18 protein-coding genes are annotated in these 20,434 nt (G+C 60.8%); 3 read left to right on the forward strand and 15 right to left on the reverse strand.

Translation table 11 applies throughout. The features are described 5' to 3' along the window. Positions 1-48 precede the first annotated feature (48 nt). The 7 genes from ACQKPZ_RS02355 to ACQKPZ_RS02385 form a co-directional block, all read right to left on the reverse strand. A complete protein-coding gene (locus ACQKPZ_RS02355; RefSeq protein WP_427535323.1) occupies positions 49-1,053 on the reverse strand; it encodes a VirK/YbjX family protein in 1,005 nt (334 codons plus the stop codon). 9 nt (positions 1,054-1,062) lie between these two features. Further along, a complete protein-coding gene (locus ACQKPZ_RS02360) occupies positions 1,063-2,040 on the reverse strand; it encodes a glycosyltransferase family 2 protein (RefSeq protein ID WP_427535324.1) in 978 nt (325 codons plus the stop codon). Then, positions 2,037-2,570, reverse strand: coding sequence for a serine O-acetyltransferase (locus tag ACQKPZ_RS02365; protein ID WP_427535326.1), 534 nt, complete (start codon positions 2,568-2,570; stop codon positions 2,037-2,039). Before ACQKPZ_RS02365 ends, ACQKPZ_RS02360 begins: the two co-directional genes overlap by 4 nt. An 8-nt stretch (positions 2,571-2,578) precedes the next feature. Beyond that, complete coding sequence (locus tag ACQKPZ_RS02370) at positions 2,579-3,535, reverse strand: glycosyltransferase family 2 protein (RefSeq protein WP_391125838.1); 957 nt, start codon at positions 3,533-3,535, stop codon at positions 2,579-2,581. Continuing rightward, positions 3,528-4,145, reverse strand: coding sequence for an acyltransferase (locus ACQKPZ_RS02375; RefSeq protein ID WP_391125841.1), 618 nt, complete (start codon positions 4,143-4,145; stop codon positions 3,528-3,530). Before ACQKPZ_RS02375 ends, ACQKPZ_RS02370 begins: the two co-directional genes overlap by 8 nt. Before the next feature lie 105 nt (positions 4,146-4,250). Continuing rightward, on the reverse strand, positions 4,251-5,717 hold the full coding sequence (locus ACQKPZ_RS02380; protein WP_427535328.1) for an FAD-dependent oxidoreductase: 1,467 nt from the start codon (positions 5,715-5,717) through the stop codon (positions 4,251-4,253). Positions 5,718-5,953: 236 nt separating this feature from the next. Continuing rightward, entirely contained in the window at positions 5,954-7,330 is a 1,377-nt protein-coding gene (locus tag ACQKPZ_RS02385; protein ID WP_427535330.1) for an oligosaccharide flippase family protein, read from the reverse strand. A gap of 95 nt (positions 7,331-7,425) precedes the next feature. Here ACQKPZ_RS02385 and ACQKPZ_RS02390 point away from each other — a divergent pair, with 95 nt between their 5' ends. From ACQKPZ_RS02390 to galE, 3 genes are all read left to right on the forward strand, one after another. Further along, positions 7,426-8,952: an O-antigen ligase family protein gene (locus ACQKPZ_RS02390; protein ID WP_427535332.1), complete on the forward strand. Its 1,527-nt coding sequence runs from the start codon at positions 7,426-7,428 to the stop codon at positions 8,950-8,952. Then, entirely contained in the window at positions 8,952-11,546 is a 2,595-nt protein-coding gene (locus tag ACQKPZ_RS02395) for a cellulase family glycosylhydrolase (protein WP_427535334.1), read from the forward strand. The genes ACQKPZ_RS02390 and ACQKPZ_RS02395 overlap by 1 nt, the downstream gene beginning before the upstream one ends. A gap of 106 nt (positions 11,547-11,652) precedes the next feature. Further along, a complete protein-coding gene (gene galE, locus ACQKPZ_RS02400) occupies positions 11,653-12,618 on the forward strand; it encodes a UDP-glucose 4-epimerase GalE (RefSeq protein WP_427535336.1) in 966 nt (321 codons plus the stop codon). Between the two features lie 117 nt (positions 12,619-12,735). On the opposite strand, the gene ACQKPZ_RS02405 is transcribed toward galE, so the two are convergent. The 8 genes from ACQKPZ_RS02405 to ACQKPZ_RS02440 form a co-directional block, all read right to left on the reverse strand. Next, on the reverse strand, positions 12,736-13,542 hold the full coding sequence (locus ACQKPZ_RS02405; protein WP_427535338.1) for a CpsD/CapB family tyrosine-protein kinase: 807 nt from the start codon (positions 13,540-13,542) through the stop codon (positions 12,736-12,738). Positions 13,543-13,553: 11 nt separating this feature from the next. Then, the gene (locus tag ACQKPZ_RS02410; protein WP_427535339.1) at positions 13,554-15,116 is read right to left on the reverse strand and encodes a GumC family protein; all 1,563 of its coding nucleotides are present in this window, start codon (positions 15,114-15,116) and stop codon (positions 13,554-13,556) included. A 19-nt stretch (positions 15,117-15,135) separates the two neighbouring features. Beyond that, positions 15,136-16,251, reverse strand: coding sequence for a hypothetical protein (locus tag ACQKPZ_RS02415; RefSeq protein WP_427535341.1), 1,116 nt, complete (start codon positions 16,249-16,251; stop codon positions 15,136-15,138). 24 nt (positions 16,252-16,275) lie between these two features. Next, positions 16,276-16,833 carry a polysaccharide biosynthesis/export family protein gene (locus tag ACQKPZ_RS02420; protein WP_427535343.1) on the reverse strand — a complete coding sequence of 186 codons (558 nt, stop codon included), beginning with the start codon at positions 16,831-16,833 and terminating at the stop codon, positions 16,276-16,278. A 264-nt stretch (positions 16,834-17,097) separates the two neighbouring features. After that, positions 17,098-17,274 (reverse strand): EPS-associated small membrane protein EppA, encoded by a 177-nt coding sequence (eppA, locus tag ACQKPZ_RS02425; RefSeq protein WP_284353647.1) that lies wholly within the window; start codon positions 17,272-17,274, stop codon positions 17,098-17,100. Positions 17,275-17,524: 250 nt separating this feature from the next. Then, positions 17,525-18,067, reverse strand: a complete 543-nt coding sequence (locus tag ACQKPZ_RS02430) for a helix-turn-helix domain-containing protein (protein ID WP_427535345.1) — start codon at positions 18,065-18,067, stop codon at positions 17,525-17,527. A 78-nt stretch (positions 18,068-18,145) separates the two neighbouring features. Next, the gene (locus tag ACQKPZ_RS02435; RefSeq protein WP_427535347.1) at positions 18,146-19,564 is read right to left on the reverse strand and encodes a short-chain fatty acid transporter; all 1,419 of its coding nucleotides are present in this window, start codon (positions 19,562-19,564) and stop codon (positions 18,146-18,148) included. 193 nt (positions 19,565-19,757) lie between these two features. Continuing rightward, positions 19,758-20,414 carry a CoA transferase subunit B gene (locus ACQKPZ_RS02440; RefSeq protein ID WP_016499568.1) on the reverse strand — a complete coding sequence of 219 codons (657 nt, stop codon included), beginning with the start codon at positions 20,412-20,414 and terminating at the stop codon, positions 19,758-19,760. Positions 20,415-20,434: the final 20 nt, after the last annotated feature.

Below are 20,434 nucleotides of genomic sequence, written 5' to 3' on the forward strand. Positions count from 1 at the left end.
CGAATTCAGATCCCAACCCGCTTGATGACCGGCCTCCCCTGCCAACCTTCACTTCAGGCTGTCGACTACGGGTGGTCTGTCTACTGCCGATGCACTCACAGCAAATGCATCCCCCTGTTTTCCTTGTAGTCCAAGGTTGTGACTGCTGCCCGGCAATGCAGCCTGCAAGCGCAGAAAAACATCGTCCAGCAGCGCCTGGCGACGGCGGTACATTGCGCGTTTCTTTGCCGGAATGTCCTGTTCGGCCCGCTGGGCCGGTGCCAACGGGATGATGAAGAAGTCCTCGCGGTTCGACGCAGTAGCGCCGTTTTCCTGCCAGATGACGTCGTAGTTGGCCGCCAGGTCCTGGGCCTTGTCGCTGCCGAAATACGGGTGGCGATGGTGCCGACAGGCATCGCTGACGGCATACAGGCGCACAACGCCCAGCGTGCGCGCCAGGCACTTCAATGCTTCTAGCAGCAGGCTGCGCGGGCGCAGCCCCTCGAAGTCCTTGGTCAGGTCGCGGTAGATGGCAAGCGAGGTTTCGCTGTCGATGCCCTTGTGAATGCCCTGCACGGCACCGATGAACATCAACAGCTCACCTTGGTGGCGGCACAGGGTAAACGCCAACGACGCCACACGCAGGTCGCCCTGAAACAGGTTCAGTACCAGTTCACCTTCACGCTTGAACCAGATGGGGCGGTCCAGTACCAGTCGGCAGCCCGGCGAATAGCTGGCCAGGTCGCACAACGTCAGGCTTTCGTCCCGCCCCAGCAGCAACAGTGCCGGAAATTCCCCGGCCAGCACTTCAAAGTGCGAAGCCACCACCTCCAGGCGCTGCGGGGCCTCCCAGCATTTGCTGAGGTAAGGCCACTGCACCATGCCGATGCAATCCACGCCCAGCCGCTGCACACCTTGCGGGCCCAGCGCTGCCGTCATGCGCTGCATGAAACCACTCAGCTCAGGCCATTGCCTGGCAATGTGCCGCGTCAACTTGTACTTGTTGTTCAACGCCCGCAACGAGTAGCCCGGTTGCAAGGTGAACACGCTTTTCACGAGGGTGCCGAGCATCATGGGTCTCTCTCACTTGTACTCGATCAAAGCCGATTTGCCGGCCGCCAAGCGGTGGCGCAGGAATTTCAGTTGGCCGAGCATTTCCGGAAACTTGCCCAACACCAGAAACACCGCCTGCAGCCAGTTCTCGCGCGCCGATTTACCGCCGCGGCGCGCCAGGCGCACAGCCTGCAACGGGTAGATCAACAGCAATAGCAAGCCCCAACTACCCAGCAACAGGCAGGCCAGCACGATCACCAGGGGGATGCCCAGGCCCCACAGCCAGGCCCGGCGCGACTCACGCAGCCAGTGTTGTTCAGGCGGCTGGCCATGTAGATAGGCGCCTTCGGCATAAGCATGGCCGGCACGCAGGCTGCGCCGCCACCACTGGCTGAAACGGGTCATGGCCGCGTCGTGCAAGGTCATCTCGGCAGCCAGGCGCCAGACCTTCCAACCCTTGGCCCGCAAGCGCACGCACAGTTCCGGTTCCTCGCCAGCGATCAGCTCGGCGCGAAAACCGCCAACGGCGGCAAAGGCGTCTGCACGCATCAGCGCATCGCCACCACAGGCCTTGGCCTCACCGACCGGGGTGTCCCATTCCAGATCACATAACAGGTTGTAAACCGAATGCTCCGGGAAGCGCTCACGCCGACGGCCACACACCACCGCTACCTCTGGATGTTGGTCGAGAAATGCCTGCGCCGTGGCCAGCCAGTGGGCATCCACCTCGCAATCGCCATCGACGAATTGCACCCATTGCATCGACGGCAATAGCTGTTGCAAGGCGCTAAAGCCTTCGTTGCGGGCGCGTGCGGCGGTGAACGGCACCCCCATGTCCAGCGCAAGCACGTCCACCCCCAGGCTGCGCGCCAGCTGCGGCGACCCGTCGGTGGAGCCCGAATCGACGTACATGACCTTGCCCGCCCCCTGCACCAGCGAACGCAGGCAGCGCTCCAGACGCGAGCCTTCGTTGCGGCCGATGACCACCACGCCGATGCCTGCCGTCATGGTGTTCGCTCGACCGGCGCCGTGGCAGCCGGCACCCTGGTCTTGATGGTGGCCGGTACCCCTACCGCCAGCGAGTTGTCCGGCACATCCACCAGTACCACCGCATTGGCGCCAATGATCACGTTGTTGCCAATGCGAATGCTGCCCAGCACCTTGGCGCCGGTACCAATATCGACGTTGTTGCCGAACACCGGGGCAATGGGCTCGTTGACATTCTTCAAGCCCACCACCACACCGTTGCGGATACGGCAGTCGTCGCCGAACCGTGCATAGCCACTGATGACGATGCCGCCAAAATGATCGATGACAAAGTTGCGCCCGATCACCACTTCGCACGGCAACTCGATGCCGGTGATGATCTGCACGAATTTGAACAACCCCTTGTAGACCAGCGAGCACAGCTTGCGCAGCAGCGCCGGGCGGACGGTATAACGCCAGCGACCAAAGCGATACACCAGCAGTACCCAGAAGCCCTGCGCGCCCCAGTCACCGCCGTGGGCCCGCAGGTCAGCACGAATATTCTCGAACATGGCTCCACCTACCTTGTCGCTTGGCTGGCGTACCGGGTCTTGAACAACAATGACCAGGTCGCCTGGCAATGACGCCAGCAGGCCTGTATCGCGCCCCAGCCGCGTCGTTTCAACAGCGCCTTGAGTGCCAGCACCAGGTCACCCAGGGTAACCAGCAGCATGTGCAGGGCCAGCCCTGCCACCCCATGATGCTTGCGGAAGTACAACAACTCGCTTTCGATCTGGTACGCCGAGATCTGCCGGCTTGCCGCCTCCAGCTCGGCCACCGACTTGGAGCTTTCGCCGCCGATGTGCACCACCGTGGTATGCGGGTAGAACACCACTTTCCAGCCCGCCTCCTTCACCCGTTTGCAGTGGTCCACCTCTTCGTAATAAAGGAAGTAGCGCGGGTCGAACAGCCCCACCTTGTCGAGCACTTCGCGGCGCACCAGGTAGAAGCAGCCGGGCAGCCAGTCACACTCGCGCACCGACGCGTGGTCCCAGTTCATTTCGTCGACCATCTTCAACCCCGGGAAGAACCGCCCCAGCCCGGTACGCCCGACGAACACGTTGAGCGGTGTGGGGAAGTAGCGGCAGCTGGGTTGCAGGTCACCGTCGCGCCCCTCCAGGCGCACCCCCAGCACACCGCAATCTGGATGGGCCTCCATGTAGTCGAGGGTTTTCTGCAGGGAGTCGGCGGCCACGAAGGCATCGGTATTGAGCAGCAAGGCGTACTTGCCTTTCAGGTGCGCCAGCAGCTGGTTGTTGGCCCGGCCGAACCCTACGTTCTGCTTGTTGCTCAGCAGCAGTGCCTCGGGGCACACCTGGGCCATGCGCTGCACCGAGTCATCGCGCGATGCGTTGTCCACCACCAGGTAACTGGCCAGGCGCTCGCTGTCGGCGCGGCGCAGCGCATCGAACATTGGCTGCAGCAGCCCGGCGGTATTGAAATTGACCACCATGACATCCACAGGTTTGCTAGCCATTTTTGCTGTCCCCGAAGAAATACTGGCGCCTTTGCGCCATCAGCTGCGGCTCCACTTGCGGGTCGTAGGCGCCATTGCGCTGCTTGACCAGGTCGATCCAGGGGTAGGCTTCGCAGCGCTCCTCCACCCGCTTGATCAATTGCTCGGTGGTACAGATGAACACGGCCGGGTTGCCCCCATACACGGTGCCCGGCGGCACGTCCTTGGTCACCACCGCGCCTGCAGCCACGATCGACTCCGGGCCGATGGTCACACGGGGCATGATGATGGCTCCGTGGCCGATGAAGCAGTTGTCCTTGATATCGATATACCCGACCGAGTCCAGGTGCTTGCCGAAGCGATGCTCAATCAGCAATACCACCCCGTCATGACCGATCAACGTGCAGTCGGACAGGCCCACGCTGTTACCGATGCGCACCAGCGACGGGTCAAGGAACTTGCAGCCTGTATTGACAAAGAAGTTGGTGCCGACCGAGTGAAAATTGCCCCAGCGGGTGAGGTAGGCGCCCCATTCAAGCCCCGAAGGCCTGCAGAACCGCCTGTAGAACGTGCCCCCCCGCCCGGTTGCATGGGCATAGTGCGCCACTGCCTTGCGTATCCATCCCTTCATACTGCCTGGCCTCGCGATCAAAACCTTCTGGAGTGTCCCTGAGGCGTTCCGGTCTCGTTCTTCTGGTTGCTGACCGCAGCGCTCTCAACCCATGTACAGCGTGCATCACGCCACGGCGCCCCTGGCCGCCGTCATCCTGGCATTGAGGTGGTCGGCCAGCCGCACGGCAAACTGCAGCAGCGGCATGGTCGGGTTGGAGGCGCCGCCCTTGGCAAAAATACTGCTGCCGGCGACGTACAGGTTTTCGGTACCAAACACCTTGCAGTTGGCATCAACCACACCGAATTGCGGCGAAGCGGCCATGCGCGTGGTGCCCATGTGGTGGGCATGGGGTGCCATCTTCAGCGGTATCGATGTGTCGTAGACAAAGTCGTTGAGCTTGACGAACCCCAGGTCCATATCGGCGAACTGCTTGGCCAGTTCGGTGCCGATGCACTTGATGGTATGCCTGTCATCGGCGCTCAGCGCCCAGTTGACATTGACCTTGGCCATGCCCAGGGCATCCTTTTCGTTCAGCAGTGAAATGCGGCTGTGCAGGTTGGGGAACTGCTCGATCATGGTGCTGATCACACCGTCACCGGGGCAGCTGAACTTGGCAACGAAGGACACCTTGCTGGCGAAGCCCCAGTCACAGGCAAGGTTCTCGAGAAAATGCTTGACCTCGGCGGTACGCCCATAGGTTTGCACATCAGCCAGCAAGGCGGCGGTGACGTTGCCTTTACCGGCTTTGTACTCGTCGACAAAGGCATCGGTGGTGTAGTACTGGCGCGGCTCCGGGTCTTGCCCGGACTTGAGGATGAAGGTGCCCAGGTCAATGTTCAGGTGCTCCATGAAGCACCCGCCAACCAGGCCATCCTTGTTAATCACGCCCGCTGCCACCAAGGTTTCACTGTTCAACAGCTGCCGGGCATTTTCGATGGCGCCCGTGGCCAGGATGAAATGGCTGGCCACCAGGCGCTGCCGGTTGCGCTGGTAATCGGACAGCACCACTGCAGCAAGGTGGCCGGAAGCCTTGTCGAACTCCAGGTCCACACAATTGCAGTTGATGAACACGTCCAGGCCTTTGGTCTGCTCGAGCGCCGTGGCGTATTTCTGCGCAAAGCGCGTGGGTGGGCTAAGCAGAAAGCGATCGGGCTCGAAGTCGCCGCCATTGAGGCCGGTATTCATGGCACGAAAATCCGAACCTGGCGGCAGGTCGACGATATCCATGGCCGCAGGCAGATAGCCCTCTATCTCCGAATAGGGAATCGGCCACCCAGGCAGCTCGCCAGGCGGGGCGATGGAAAAGTCCGAAGGGGTGAATGGGCGGCAACGGCCCGCCCAATGGTTGGACGTACCGCCCAGGTAGCGCAGGCGGGTTTCTTCGGCATACAACTCAAGGCCTGTGGAGGTGCATGCATACAAGCCTTGCGAGTGCGGCGCATACTCACGCCCGCCGCCTTCGGCGAGCAACACGCTCCAGCCAGCCGCAGCCAGCCGCAGGCCCAGGGTGATACCTGCCGGGCCGGCACCAATGATGCAGAAATCGTAATGATCACGCAGCGTCTTCTGCTGCTCGAAGTCGTTGATCATGCTTGCTCGTTCCGGAAGTAGCGGGACGGCAATACCCAGCCGTTGATGACCACGAACCCTGACTGTTCAACAGGTTTGCCGGCAACGGTTGCAGAAGTGCCGAACACGGCGCCACCGACGCCCAGCAAGACACAGCTCTGGAGAAACCCCCTACGCCCCACCTGCGCACTACAAAAAGTAAGCTTCCCCATGATCCCGTGACCTGTACTCATGAAAGTTACACCCAGCACGCTGCCTCACAACCAGTTGAAAAAGGCCGTCAGCAACGCCCCGCACAGCGCCCCGACCAGCAGCATCGGCAGCACCACCAGTTCACGTTTGAGGCTGAAGATTCCCAGCTTGCAATTCACATACACAATCAGCACCAGCGTTGGTACGGTATGCAAGGCAACCCCCCAGATCGCCCATTCCACACCACCGATCGCCTGCAACAGCGGCAGCAACGCCCATAGCGAGACCAGGCGGATGATGTTATCCATGGCCTGGTACTTCGTCAGACCCAAGGCAATCCACACCTGATGTGCCAAGGTATAGCGCAATACGATGAACGACAGCGAGAGAATTGCCAGCATCGGCCCTGCTTCGCTGTAGCGATCGTCGTACATCCAGCCGATCAGCAGTGGGCTGGCAGTGAGAAAACCGCCGCAGATGAACAGCACCAGCAGGTCGACCAGCAGGCGGAAACGGTGATACAGCGCTTTCAGGCGCTCCTTGTCATCGGCCCGGGCCGCTTCGCTGAAGGCGGGCAGCGCGACCGCGCCGACAATTTTCATCAATGCCGTCTGCACCGCACCCAGGATCAGCACTGCAATCGAATAAACCCCCAGTTGCGCTGCCGACATACTGGCACCGAACAGGATGCGGTCACCGTACATGGCCAGCACCCCCACCATCGACGACAACAGGATCCAGCGGCCGAACACAATCAGTTCGGTAAGCGCGGTACGGTCCCAGCGCAGGTGATTGTTCGGGCCCTCCAGAGCGGTATGGCCCAGTACGGTCCAGGCAACGGCAGACACCAGCCCGGCAATGACCAACGCCCATATCGAATGGGTCAGCAAGCCCAGAACCAGCATCACGACCAGGCCGGCCGCTTGTGACGCCAGGTCGACCAGCACCACGCGCTTTTGTTGGAAAGTACGCACAGCCACGTCTATCTTGGTGGACTGGAAGCCCCAGATGACTGCCGACAGCCCGGTAAATGCCAACACCATCGGCAACACGGGCGCGGCATACGTGGAATCCGCCGGCCACAACTCTTCCACCTGTGCCACCCAGGCACACAAGGCCAGCAGCAGGGTGAGGCCAAACAGCAAGAAGCCGCGAATGATCTGCACGGTCCATGCAGTATTGAGAAAGTCCGGGTCGTCACCCCGGTGGCTCTGGATGATGTTCTGCCGTAGCCCTACGTCCGACAACAAATGCAGGAGTACCGAGACCGTGGTGGCAATGACCATCACCCCGAACATTTCGGGCAGCAGCAAACGGGCCATGATCAGGTTGCCGCCAAGGCGCATGACCTGTGAAGCCACCTGGGAAACCAGGTTCCATGACCCGGCTCTCATGGCTCGCTTGCGCAAGCTTGCGGCAGCTGACACATCAATCGACGGCATGACTTCAATCTCTGACTGATTGGCTAAAAGTCACTATAGTTTCAATTAGCCACGATGCTAGCCGTTGCCCACCGAGGGAAAGGTGTACATAGCCGATGCCTGAACATTTTCGTGCGTTGATCGTCATTCTGTTTTTGGCGAGCGTGGTCTTCCTGCTGGCGCGGCGCCCTGCCACCGACCTGATTCCGCTCGGTGACTTCAAGCGCCGGCGCAACTTGTGGTTCCTGCTTACCGTGCTGGCCTTCGTATCGCACAGCTTCTGGCTGTACCTGGGCGCGGGTGCCGTGATCCTGTTGATTGCCACGCGCCGCGAACACAACCCCATGGCGCTGTTCTACATGCTGCTGTTCCTGATCCCGCCGGCGTCGGTGCAGGTGCCCGGGTTCGGCGTGGTCAACTACCTGGTCGACCTCAACCATATCCGCTTGCTGACCCTGTGCGTGCTGTTGCCGGCAGCGTTGGAGCTGCGCCGGCAAAGTGACACTCTGCGCTTCGGGCGCACCTGGCCCGACAAGTTGCTGGCGGCCGGCCTGCTGCTGATGAGCGTGCTGTACCTGCGCGAGACCACCCTTACGGATACCCTGCGCCAGGCACTGTACCTGTTTGTCGATGTGTTCCTGCCGTACTACGTTGCCAGCCGTGGGCTGCGCCAGGTCAGCGACTTCAAGGATGCGTTGCTGGCCTTCGTGCTTGCCTCTTTTGTGCTGGCACTGATCGCAGTGGCCGAATACGTGCGCCATTGGCTGCTTTACAGCGCCCTGGTGGATGCCATGGGCGTGCCCTGGAGCATGTCCGGCTACCTGAGCCGGGGTGGTGCGCTGCGTGCCAGCGCCACTACCGGGCAAGCTATTGCCCTGGGTTATGTGATGAGCGTGGCCATCGGCCTGTTCCTGTTCGTGCAGGGTTATGTCCAGCGCCCCTTGCAGCGGGCAATGGGCGCCCTGTTGCTGGCCGCCGGGCTGTTCGCGCCGTTGTCTCGTGGCCCGTGGATAGGCGTGGTGGTGATCGTGGTGGTATTCATTGCCTTGGGCAAAGGGGCCGTCCGGCGACTGACGCTGCTGGCAGCTGCCGGCATGCTCGCCCTGCCCTTGCTGACCATCGTGCCCGGCGGCGAAAAGGTACTGGACCTTTTGCCGTTCATTGGCAACCTGGAAAAAGAAAACATCACCTACCGCGAGCGGCTGATGGACAACTCGTGGATCGTCATCCAGCGCAACCCGCTGTTTGGCTCGTTCGACTTCCGCAACACCCCGGAAATGCAGTCGATGATCCAGGGCGAAGGCATCATCGACATCGTCAACACTTACATCAACCTGGCGCTGCGGGTCGGGCTGGTCGGGCTTGGCCTGTTCGTGGCGTTTTTCGCCGTGGTGCTGTGGGGCATCCGCAAGGCCATGCGCAGCTTTGCCGACAAGGATGACGAGCGAAGGCAGCTGGGGCGGGTGTTGCTGGCAACGCTGATCGGCATTCTGGTCATTATCTTCACCGTCAGCAGCATCACCTTCATCCCGGTGGTGTACTGGTCAATCGGCGGGCTGGGCGTGGCCTACATCCAGATGGTCCGCCGTCTGCACAACAGCCAGGCACCCGAGCTGGCCGAACCCGGCCTTCAACCCAGGTAATGCCCATGAATGTGTTTGCCCTTGTGCGGGTTTCGGTCATGGCTGGCCTGGCGGTGCTGCCTTTGGCCGGCTGGTCATCGGACTGGCAGGTCAGCGTCGAGGAACAGAACGGTTTGCCCATGGTGACCCGCGGCGGCGGGCCGGTGATGAAGGCCAAGTTCGACTTCTGGGCGGCCAACTGGAGCTGGACCGGCTTCTACACGGACTTCAAGGTCAACGGCCCCTACCACTACACATTGCAGGGCAAGAACAAGGAGCTGGATTTCGACCTTACCGCAGACATCCGCAAGCAACAGCCGCAAACCCTGAGCTGGGCCTTCGACCTTGACGCGCATAGCCGCCAGAGCGGGGTCATGGGCGGCGGCATGGTGTTCCAGTTCGACACGGAGCAAATCGCAGAGATGGGCGCCCCGATCTTGCTGCCCGACAACCGTGGCTGGTCATGGGGCAAACCTGACCAGGGCAGGCGCATAGAAATGCGCTTCGAGCCGCCTCTGGCCAACGTGTACTTCGAGCGCGGCAACCCATCCGAGCTGCGCGCATTTTTCTACACAGACCCGATCAGCGCTGGCCGGCAGCAGATCAACGCGGTGCTGAACATTACCGGCGACATCGACCTGGGCCCCACCCCCACCGAACGCTTTGGCCTGGCCGACCCCGCCAGCTGGCCCGACGACCAGCTTGACTGGCGCACTTCGCCTGTGGACCTGTCATTCCTCAACGCTGCGGAAAAACCGGCCGGCAAGCGCGGCTTCGTCAAGGCAGTGGGCGAACAACTGAGGTTCGAAGACAACACACCGGTGCGTTTCTGGGGCACCAACCTGTCTGCCTATTCGCTGTTCAAGAGCCCCGATGAGGAAATCCGCCAGCAGGCCAAGCGTCTGTCGGCGCTGGGCTTCAACCTGGTGCGCCTGCACCACCACGATTCGCCCTGGGTCAGCCCGAACGTGTTTGGCGATGGCACCCTGGTGCGCGATACCCAGCAGCTCAGCGCCGAGTCGCTACGCAAGCTCGACCTGTGGATCAAGGCGCTCAAGGACGAAGGCATCTATATCTGGCTGGACATGCACGTGCAACGCGCACTCACTGCCAACGACAAGATTGAAGATTTCGAGGAACTGCCCAAAAACGATGATCGCGTCGACTTGAAGGGCTACGCCTATGTGAACACCAGTATTCAGCAGGCGATGAAACGTTTTGCCGAGCAATACCTGACCCATGTGAACGAATACACAGGCCTTGCCTACAAGGACGACCCGGCCATCGCCGCGGTGCTGATCACCAACGAAAACGACCTTACCCAGCACTACGGCAATGCCTTGATGCCGAACAAGGATGTGCCCCGCCACAGCGAACGCTACATGGCAGCGGCCAAAGCGTTCGCCCGGCAATACAACCTGCCCGTCGACCAGACCTGGCGCGCCTGGGAGCACGGCCCCTCGAAGCTGTGGCTCAACGAACTGGAGCAGCGCTTCAACGCCGACATGATCGCCCACCTCCGTGGTCTGGGTGTGAAGGTACCGATCGCCACCACCAGCACGTGGGGTGGCAATGGCCTGAGTGCACTGCCCGCGCTGACCGTAGGGGATGTCGTCGACGCCCACAGCTACGGCGCCATTGGCCAGCTGGAAAAGAACCCGTTGACCAGCGACGGCATGATCGACTGGATCGCCGCTGCCCAGGTGGTCGGCAAACCGCTCACCGTCACCGAATGGAACGCCGAGCCATTCCCCCTGCCCGACCGCCATTCGCTGCCGCTGTACGTGGCCGGTACCGCCAGCCACCAGGGCTGGGATGCGCTGATGCAATATGCCTACAGCCAGCAAGGTTTCAACCCGGGCTGGCGCACCGCGGATAACTGGCACGCTTACAACGACCCGGCGATGATCGCCACCTTGCCGGCAGCCGCCCTACTCTACCGGCGTGCCGATGTGAAGCCTGCCACCACCCATTACGTGTTCGCACCGACACCCGCCACGCTGTACAACCAGGAGATCACCCCGCGAAATTCGCCGTTGTTGCGCACCGCCATGGAGAAGGGCCAGCTGCAGATCGCGCTGCCGCAAACACCGGAGTTGCCGTGGTTGAAACCGGCCGCCATTCCCGCGGGAGCGCAAGTGCTGCAAGACCCGGGGCAATCATTGCTGGCCGCTGATGCCACCGAATCGGTGACCGACACCGGCGAACTCAAGCGCAACTGGCAACAAGGCATCTACACCATCGACACTCCGCTGACCCAGGCGGCCACGGGCTGGCTGGGTGGCCGTGCAATCAGCCTTGGGGCCATCCAGGTGCAGACAAAAACGCCTTACGCCAGCGTCGCGGTACAAAGCCTGGACGGTAAACCGCTGGGCCAGTCAAGGGAGCTGCTGTTGTCTCTGGGTACCCGCGCCCTGCCCAAAGCCGATGACAAGACGCCGTTCAACGTCGAACCACTCGAAGGCAGCCTCACCGTCAAGGCGCCCGCGGGGCTGAAACTGTTCGCCCGGGATGCACAGGCACAACTCAAGCCGCTGCCGGCAACGCACAAGGACGGGCATTACCTGATTACGTTCGACAGCAATTACATGTCCAACTGGCTGTTCTTGAAATAGGGCATCTGGCCATCTACGCTCAAGTCACCTGTAGCTGGCCCACTCACCTGTACTTTTCAGGGACGGTTCACTGCGTCTGTAAAACAGCAGGTCACAGGAGGTGCGGATGAAGTTCCTGGTTGTCGGTGGCGCCGGCTATATCGGCTCGCACATGGTCAAGCACTTGCTCGCTGCAGGCCACGAGGTGGTGGTGGCCGACCTGGTTGAACCTGCACCTGGCGTTCAATGGGCCAGGCTGGACATCGCCGACGAGCGCGCACTGGATGTGTTGTTTGGCGTGTGCCGCTTCGATGCCGTGTTCCATTTTGCCTCGTTCATCCAGGTAGGTGAGTCAGTCAGCGCACCTGGCAAGTACTACCAGAACAATGTCGCCGCCACCCTCAGCCTGCTCCAGGCCATGGTGAATGCAGGCATCAAGCATCTGGTGTTTTCTTCCAGTGCGGCCGTTTACGGTAACCCGCTTTATGTACCCATCGATGAAGCGCATGCCAAGGGGCCAATCAATCCGTATGGGCTGAGCAAATGGATGGTCGAGCAGATTCTTGAGGACTTCGACCGCGCCTATGGCTTGAAATCGGTTTGCCTGCGCTATTTCAATGCGGCAGGCGCAGACCCGGAAGGCCAACTGGGCGAGCGCCACGAGCCGGAAACCCACCTGATCCCGTTGATCCTGCAGGCGGCCTCAGGGCGCCGCGAGGCGGTGACGGTGTTTGGCCGGGACTACGACACGCCGGATGGCACCTGTATTCGTGATTACGTGCATGTGGCCGACCTGGCGGCGGCGCATGCGTTGGCGGTGGATTATCTGCTGGCGGGCGGTGAACGTACGGCGTTCAACCTGGGTAATGGCCATGGGTTTTCAGTGCAGCAGGTGATCGATACTGCCCGCGCCGTAACTGGCCGGGAAATCCGCGTGCTCGATGCGCCACGTCGCGCCGGAGACCCGCCCAGGCTGGTGGCGGATGCCGGCAAGGCATTGAGCGTACTGGGCTGGCGGCCGGAGTTCGTTTCGCTGGAGCAGATTGTGCGGCATGCCTGGCAGTGGGAATTGCAATATCCCTGGAGTCGTTGAGCATCCCATGAGCAGCCTTGTGCTGCGAAGAGGCCGGTGGTGACTGCAAATTTCGTGTATGCCAGTGCCGGCCTCTTCGCAGCACAAGGCTGCTCCTACAAGGGTGGGATTTTCAATTCAATAGTAGGTGCGTGGCTGCTCGTCCGCCTTGTTCAACACCGTCCCCACCAGGTTCACTGTCGCCAGGTAATGCAGGCAATCCTCGATTTCCTTCTTGTTGTTCATGCCGTTGGCCACCACCAGCAATACACAATCGAACTTGGGTATCACGGTGATCGCATCGTCAGAGCTTAACAACGGCGGCAAATCGAAAATGCAGATGCGCGACTCATAGCGATTGCGCAACTCGTCGATCAGGGTGTTTACCTTGGGCGAAGACAGCATCTCGGTTGACAACGGCACCGGCACCCGCGTCGGTAGCACCACAAAGCGTGGCAGGGTCGGGTTCACCAGGCAGTCTTGCAGTTCTGCCTTGTCCGTCAGGAACTCGTTCAGTGCCTGCTCCATTGGCAGGCCCAGGCAGCTGCCTACCTTGGGCCGGCGCAGGTCGAAATCCACCAGTAACGCAGTCTTGGTGGTGTGGTGGGCGATACTCATGGCCAGGTTGATCGCCAGCACCGTCTTGCCCGCTTCAGGGGTTGGCGAGGTGATGGCGAGGGTACGCCAGCCGTTCTCGTCCATCATCCTGAGCACTTGCGTGCGCAGCAGGTCGATCGGCCCGTTCATGTTGGAATTCTTGTTGAACGCCACAATGCGATGGCGCTCCAGGTGGTCCGGGCGTAGCGGCACCACTTTGGTGGTTACGTAGTCGAACTGGCCTGGCACTTCCGCCAGCGCCGTACCTGGTGGGGGTGATAATGCCTGGGGGGTACCAGGGGTGACCTGATGAAGATTGTTGCCAACAGCCGGCTTGATCCTGTCCATCACTGCTTTCCCTATGCAAACCGAGATAGGACTTTGAACAACAGCACATCCAGTGGCATGTAGAACACGTGCACCAGCACTACCATGATAGCCGCCAACGCCAGTGCCGCCAGGATCAGCCAGTTACGCCAGCGCTTGCGCCGGGCAACATCGGCCCGGGTATCGATATAGGGCACTGCCACCAGCACCCGTTTGCCCAACAGGTTTTCCAGGGCGCCGACGCCGCGGACACGCTGGTTGAGCATTTCCAGCAGCATCACCAACGCACCGCCGCCTGCCGGTGCCAGCACCAGCCCCAGGGCGGCAATTTTCTTGCGGTTGGGCTTGATCGGTTTTTCAGCCAGCAGCGGTGGTTCCAGCAAAACAAAGCGTTCGGCCTTGTTCTCCTGCTCCAGGCTTTCGGTAATCTTGGCGCCCATTTCCTTGGCCCGGATTTCTTCGTACTTCTTGCGCGCGTTGTCGTGGTCACGCATCAAGGTCACCAGGCCACGCTCGACCTGAGGTGCCTCCAGGATCTCGGCCTCGTAGCCTTCCATCTTCTTGGTCAGTTCGCGCTTTTGATCGGCCAGTGAAGTGATACGTTCCTGGGCAGCGCTCATCTTGGCGCGAACGCGAGCGACGTCGAGGCTCACCGAGGAGGCCGCCGTTGTGCGACCACCGGTGGCTTCCAGTGCCTGGATCTTGCGCTTGATCGCCACCACATCCGGGTGGGCATCCTTGTAGCGGGTGAGCAAGCGGGCGTACTCGGCTTTCAGGCTGGGCAAGTCCTCGGGCTGATCGGCAGTGGCCTGCCGGGTGCCATCAGTGACCTTGGTGGCCAGCCCGGCATTGGCCGCCGACAGCTCCAGCTCCAGGTAGCGCAGCTCTTCCTGGGCAGCCTTGTAGTCACGGTCGACCTCGCGGAACTCCAGCTCCGAACGCGACAACATGTTCATGCGCAGGGTCTGGTGCTCGGGCAAGGCATTGGCATGAGCCTGCTTGAAGTCGGCCAGCTGGTTTTCCAGGCTGGCAAGCTCCGCCCCCAGTTTGTTGGCCTCCTGGGTGAGGAACTCGGTGGTTTCGTTGGCGCGTTCGGTACGCTGCTTGAGGTTTTCGTTGAGGAACAACGTTACCAGTTCGTCGGCCACTTCCTTGGCCACCTGCGCCTGTTTGTGCTCGAAAGATACATTGAACGCCACGGTGGCTTCACCGCGCCCGCGCACGAATGTGGTAAGCGTTTCAACCACGATGGCGTTGCGCATCTGGTCGATCTTGTCGCTTTCGCTCAGGCGCTTGTCAGCGAACAAGTCGTACTTGCCGATGATGCGCAGCAGGTTCTCGCGGGTCATCACCCGCTGGCGAATCACCTCGATGCGCTCATCGGCAAAGCTGGTGTTGTTGGTCGACACCAGCTCGGGGGAAATCTGCTGTGACTCCACCAGGATGGTGCCGGTCGACTGGTAGATCGGCGGCACCATCAACGCGACAGCCACGGTCGCGGCAAGAATGACTGCGGCACTCACCCCTAACACCAGGGCCCTGTCCTTGATAATGGCGATGTAATCTCTGATGGAGAGTTCGTAGTCAGACTTCATGGGGCCACCTGCCTGAAGTTCAGATGTCGGGGTACCTGTACGTCAACGTCAAACCAACGATCGTAGCGGTTGCATCTGCTACATGGTCCTGCTGCCGTTCCTTGTACATCAGCGACAGGCGCAGGTCCCAGTACGGCGAAAACTGGCGGCTGGCCCAAACGCTGTAAGTCTGCAATGTGTTGGGGCTCTGCCCTTTGCTGTCTTGCCAGGCCGCGTTCGCACCTACCCGGTTCAGCTCGCTGACCGCGTAGCTCCACACGCCGCGTACCTGGTCCAGCTCAGCGAAACCACCTTCGGCGCTGGCCACCGTGCTGCGTTCGGCGGTAAAACTGGCGTCAGCGCGCACGCCGGTGTAAAGCAACGAAACACCGCCCTCCCCGCGTCGGCCACCTTCATCGCCAGACACTTCGTTGACGCCTACATGCGCGTCGGCACTCAGGCGCTCGGAGAGCTGGTACTTGATCCCCACCGCCGGGGTGTAGCTGTTGGAAGCCGTGGCAGTAAGGTCTTGCTCGGGCTCGTAGCGCCGGGCGCCAAAACGCGTGTACAGATCAGCCCGCTCGTTCCAGGCGTAGGTCCAGGTAAAGACGTTCGCCAATTCGTCGTACCCCGTCAGCGAACTGATGTCATAACGGGCACGGTTGTAGGTGGTTTCGTTGCTCAAGGTGCTGCGTTCGGTGACCGCCTGGCTCCAGTTGCCAGTCAGCGTATACAGCTTTTGCGTGCCGTCGGTGGTGATGACGCCAGTGTCCAGCACCGTCCCCGACAGGGTCGAGCTTTCGTTGTAGCGTGCCACCAGGCCAAAACGCCCACGCTCGGTCGTGCGTTGCCAGCCCAGGCTCAGGTCGGGGTCTTCACGGTCATCGACCACGTCCGTGTCGGATGAGCGCAACACATGCATGCCCAACCCCAACCTCAATTCGTCACGGTCGAAGGTTCCGATCAAGGTGTAGTCCGGCGCAATGATCGTGCGCGTTACGCCTTTTTCCCCCGAGGTCAGCAACAAGGGGTTGCTGTCGTATTCGACGGATGTCGGTACCACCACCGTAGACTGCCAATTTGCCGCCAGGACCGCGTCCGTAAACGGCAAGACCAGGATTGCCGTTGCAATGCGTGTTGTTTTAAGAAGTGGCATTAAATGTTCTTATTAAAGGCAAGATCAAGGAACGACCAGCGTATCGCCAGCCTGAAGTTGGATGTTGGTGGACATGTCCCGCCCAGACACCAGGTCCTTATATCGCACGGGCAGGATCTTTTGTGAAGCGCCCGTGCCGCGGACCACCTTGATTTCGCTTTCGTCAGCAAACTTGTCCAGGCCACCCGACATGCTCAGGGCCTGAAGTACCGCCGTAGGGCCTGCCATTTGCACGGCGCCCGGCTTGATCACTTTGCCTTGGACATAGACCAGGTTGCCAGCGATGCTCTTGACGACAACGCTGACGTTCGGGTCGGGGAGGAACTTTTCGAGTTTGGCAGCCACCTGTTTTTCAACTGCCGTTACATCCTGCCCGGCAACATTGATGCGCCCCGCCAAGGGGAACGTGATACTGCCATCGGGTAGTACGGTGGCTTCTTGACGCAAGCTGTCTTCCTGCCACACCGAAACCATGACGACATCACCGGGGCTGAGCAGGTAAGTCTCACTGCTCTGGTCAGCGTTGCCCACACCGGACCACACTGTCAGCATGCAGAATGCAGCAATCAATGAACGCTTCATGAGGGTCCCTCCGGCCAAATGGCCCGACAAAGAGCACTGAATGAGAACAGCACACCAACTCTCGCTCCGCTTCACGGCTTATGCCCGCCGCGATGGCCTCGACCTTCCTGGAGGCCTTTGCCTTGACGCTGTAACCTGGGTGCAACGCCCTGCAAACCTGGGCCTTCTTGGGCTACTGGGAATATAGCAACGGCTGGGAAATTCACAAGCCGGGCCCCGGGCTTGCGACAACCAGTATCTACTTACGGGTGGGCTGGTCAGACCTCAGATCTTTCTTCTATTGGCCACCAGCACAAAGCCAACTACGGCAAATGCCATCAACCAGCCTGCGGTTGAAACAGGAATGATACTGTTTTGATTTACATACGAATCTGCGGCGCGCGCAGCACCACTCAGCAGCACGAGCAAAAACATCGATTTGATAATCAGAGTCGTGCGCATACGCCCCTCCAAAAATTCAGGATAATCAATTAGTTATTTGCGTGTTACGGCGGGAGTTGTTTCGCTGTTGACTTGAGCTTATGGGCACAATGACACTACGTCAATGATCCGACACCATAATAAAATTCAATGGGCGATGGGCAGATTCGTCAAAATATCGACATGCAAATTATGCAAGGGCTTGCGGGTTGATGCGGCCTGCGTTTCAGGGCTGAGAACGGTGGGGAGCCGTGCTTGCCCCCCGGTCTATTCATTCTTCTGCGTGGTGAACCACGACCAGCAATTGCGCCGGCTGGGCACCCACCGAGCGTAGGCGGTGCGGTGTCTGGGCGTTGAAATGCAAGGCATCGCCCTGCTCCAGCAGTACCCGTTCGCTCATGAAGTCCACTTCCACCTGGCCGGCATGCACGAACAGGAACTCCTCGCCCTGGTGTTCCTTGAAGGTGGGGTCGCTGAACTCGGACGGCGGCTGGATCAGGAACGGCAACAGGCTGCGTTGCCCGATCTGGCTGGTGAGGGCCGCGTAGCCCGGCCCTTGCCCATCCCCCACCAAGGCCTGGCGTTCGCCATGGCGCACCAGGCTGTAGCGGCTCTGGCCAACCTGTTCTTCAGCGAACAGCTCTTCAACATTCACGTTCAACGCCCGCGCCAGTTTCAACGCGGCGGCGATCGAGGGGGTATTGAGGCCGCGCTCCACCTTGGACAGGTAGCTTTTGGTCATGCCGGTCTTCTCGGCCAGCACTTCCAGGGTCATCCCCAGTTTCTTTCGCAGCAGTTTCAATCGGATAGACATGTGAAGCAGGTTTCCCAGGCTGAGGCAGCCATGATACGCATCTGACGGCTGCCGCCAAGCCTGTAGGCCCACGTTGGGCTACGGCATTACCGGGGGCACGTACTGCAACGTTGTACCCAATGCCCACAGCAACACCAGAACCAGCGGCACATGCACCAGCAACTGCACGAACGAAAAGCCGATCAGGTCGCGCGCCTTCAGCCCCAACACACCCAGTAGCGGCAGCATGTAGAACGGGTTGATCAGGTTCGGCAAGGCTTCGGCAGCGTTGTAGATCTGCACCGCCCAGCCCAGGTGATACTGCAGGTCGTTGGCCACCAGCATCACATAGGGCGCTTCGATGATCCACTTGCCCCCACCCGAAGGAATGAAGAAGCCCAGCACTGCCGAATACACGCCCATCAGCACGGCATAGGTGTCATGCGTGGCGATCTGGGTGAAGAACAGCGAAATGTGATGGGCCAGGGTCTGTTCATCCACACCCTTCACCTGAGTGAGGATGGCCGCGATCGAGCCATACAGCGGGAACTGGATCAACACCCCGGTGGTGGTCGGCACCGCACGCGCAACGGCGTCAAGAAAACTGCGCGGCCGCCAGTGCAGCAAGGCACCGAGCATGATGAACAGCAGGTTGTAGGTGTTCAGGCCAGAAATGGCGGTAATCGCCGGCTTGGTGGCGAACTCCTGGTACAGCCAGCCAGCGGCAAGGGCTACCAGCATCAGGATCAGAATGGGGCTGTGTTCCAGCCACTCCCCCGGGCGGGTGCGCTGCGGTGTGGGTGGCGCGGTGAAGCTGGGGTCTACACCACAGTCTTCGGCGCTACGTGCACTGTTCGGGCCTGGGGCCGTGGCGTAGGCGATCACCAGCGAAACCACCACAAGCGCCCCCAGCATCACGCCGGACTGCCAAAGGAAGATGGTTTCGGTAAATGGAATGACGCCGGTAATCGACAGGATCGAGGGTGGCAGGCTGGCCGGGTTGGCTTGCAGTTGCGCTGCCGATGACGACAGGCCCAATGCCCACACGGCGCCCAGGCCCAGGTAAGCTGCAGCACCGGCTGCGCGGTAGTCCATCTTCAAGTCGGTGCGCCGGGCCAGGGCGCGGACCAGCAGGCCACCAAATACCAGCGACAGCCCCCAGTTGAGCAGCGACGCCAGCATCGAGATCAGCGCCACCCAGCACACCGCAGAACGGCCATTACCGGGGATGCGTGCCAGGCGGTCGATCAACCGTGCAGCAGGTGGCGAGCTGGCCACCACATAACCGCCGATAACCACGAAGGCCATTTGCATGGTGAACGGGATGAGGCTCCAGAAGCCATCGCCAAAGGCCTTGGCGGTGTCGGTCGGTTTGGCCCCCATGGCCAGGGCACCGATACACACCAGCAGTACGGCCAGGGCGGCGAAGACCCAGGAATCGGGGAACCAGCGTTCGGCCCAGTTGGAGCAGCGCAAGGCAAAGCGGGCGGAGCGGCTGTCTTGGATTTCAGCGGCCACAGTTCAATTCCTTTTATTGGTTTTATCGGCTAAATCAGCAAAAACGCAAAAACCCTGTAGGAGCGGCCTTGCGTCGCGATAGGGCCGCAGAGCGGCCCCACGATCTCAGCGTTGATACCGGAATCGTGGGGCTGCTCTGCAGGCCTTTCGCGACGCAAGGCCGCTCCTACAGGGGCAGTGGATAACGGGTGCCTTAGAAGGTCATTTCCTTCACATCATCCGGCACGATCAGCTTGCCGGCGGTTTTCGCGATGATTTCCTCAACGCTCACACCGGGTGCGGTCTCGCGCAGGATGAAAGCGCCGTCTTCGATTTCCAGGTAGGCCAGGTCGGTCAGCACCTTGCGGATGCAGCCGGCGCCGGTCAGGGGCAGGCTGCACTGCGCCAGCAGCTTGGACTCACCGTCCTTGGAGGCGTGGGTCATGGTGACGATGATGTTCTCGGCGCCAGCCACCAGGTCCATGGCACCGCCCATACCCTTGACCAGCTTGCCGGGGATCATCCACGAGGCAATGTTGCCCTGCACGTCTACCTCGAAAGCCCCCAGCACGGTCAGGTCGACGTGGCCACCACGGATCATCGCGAACGACTGGGCCGAATCGAAGATCGAGGCGCCGCGGCGCGCGGTGACAGTTTGCTTGCCGGCGTTGATCATGTCGGCATCGAGGGTGCTTTCGGTGGGGAATTCGCCCATGCCAAGCAGGCCGTTTTCCGACTGCAGCATTACATCCATATCGGCGGGTACGTAGTTGGCCACCAGGGTAGGAATGCCGATGCCCAGGTTGACGTAGTAGCCGTCCTTCAGTTCACGGGCAACGCGTTGTGCCATCTGTTCGCGGGTGAGTGCCATGGTCAGGATCTCTTTGTTGT

The sequence above is a fragment of the Pseudomonas sp. NPDC089547 genome (assembly GCF_050280665.1).
In the GTDB taxonomy this organism is placed as follows: Bacteria; Pseudomonadota; Gammaproteobacteria; order Pseudomonadales; family Pseudomonadaceae; genus Aquipseudomonas.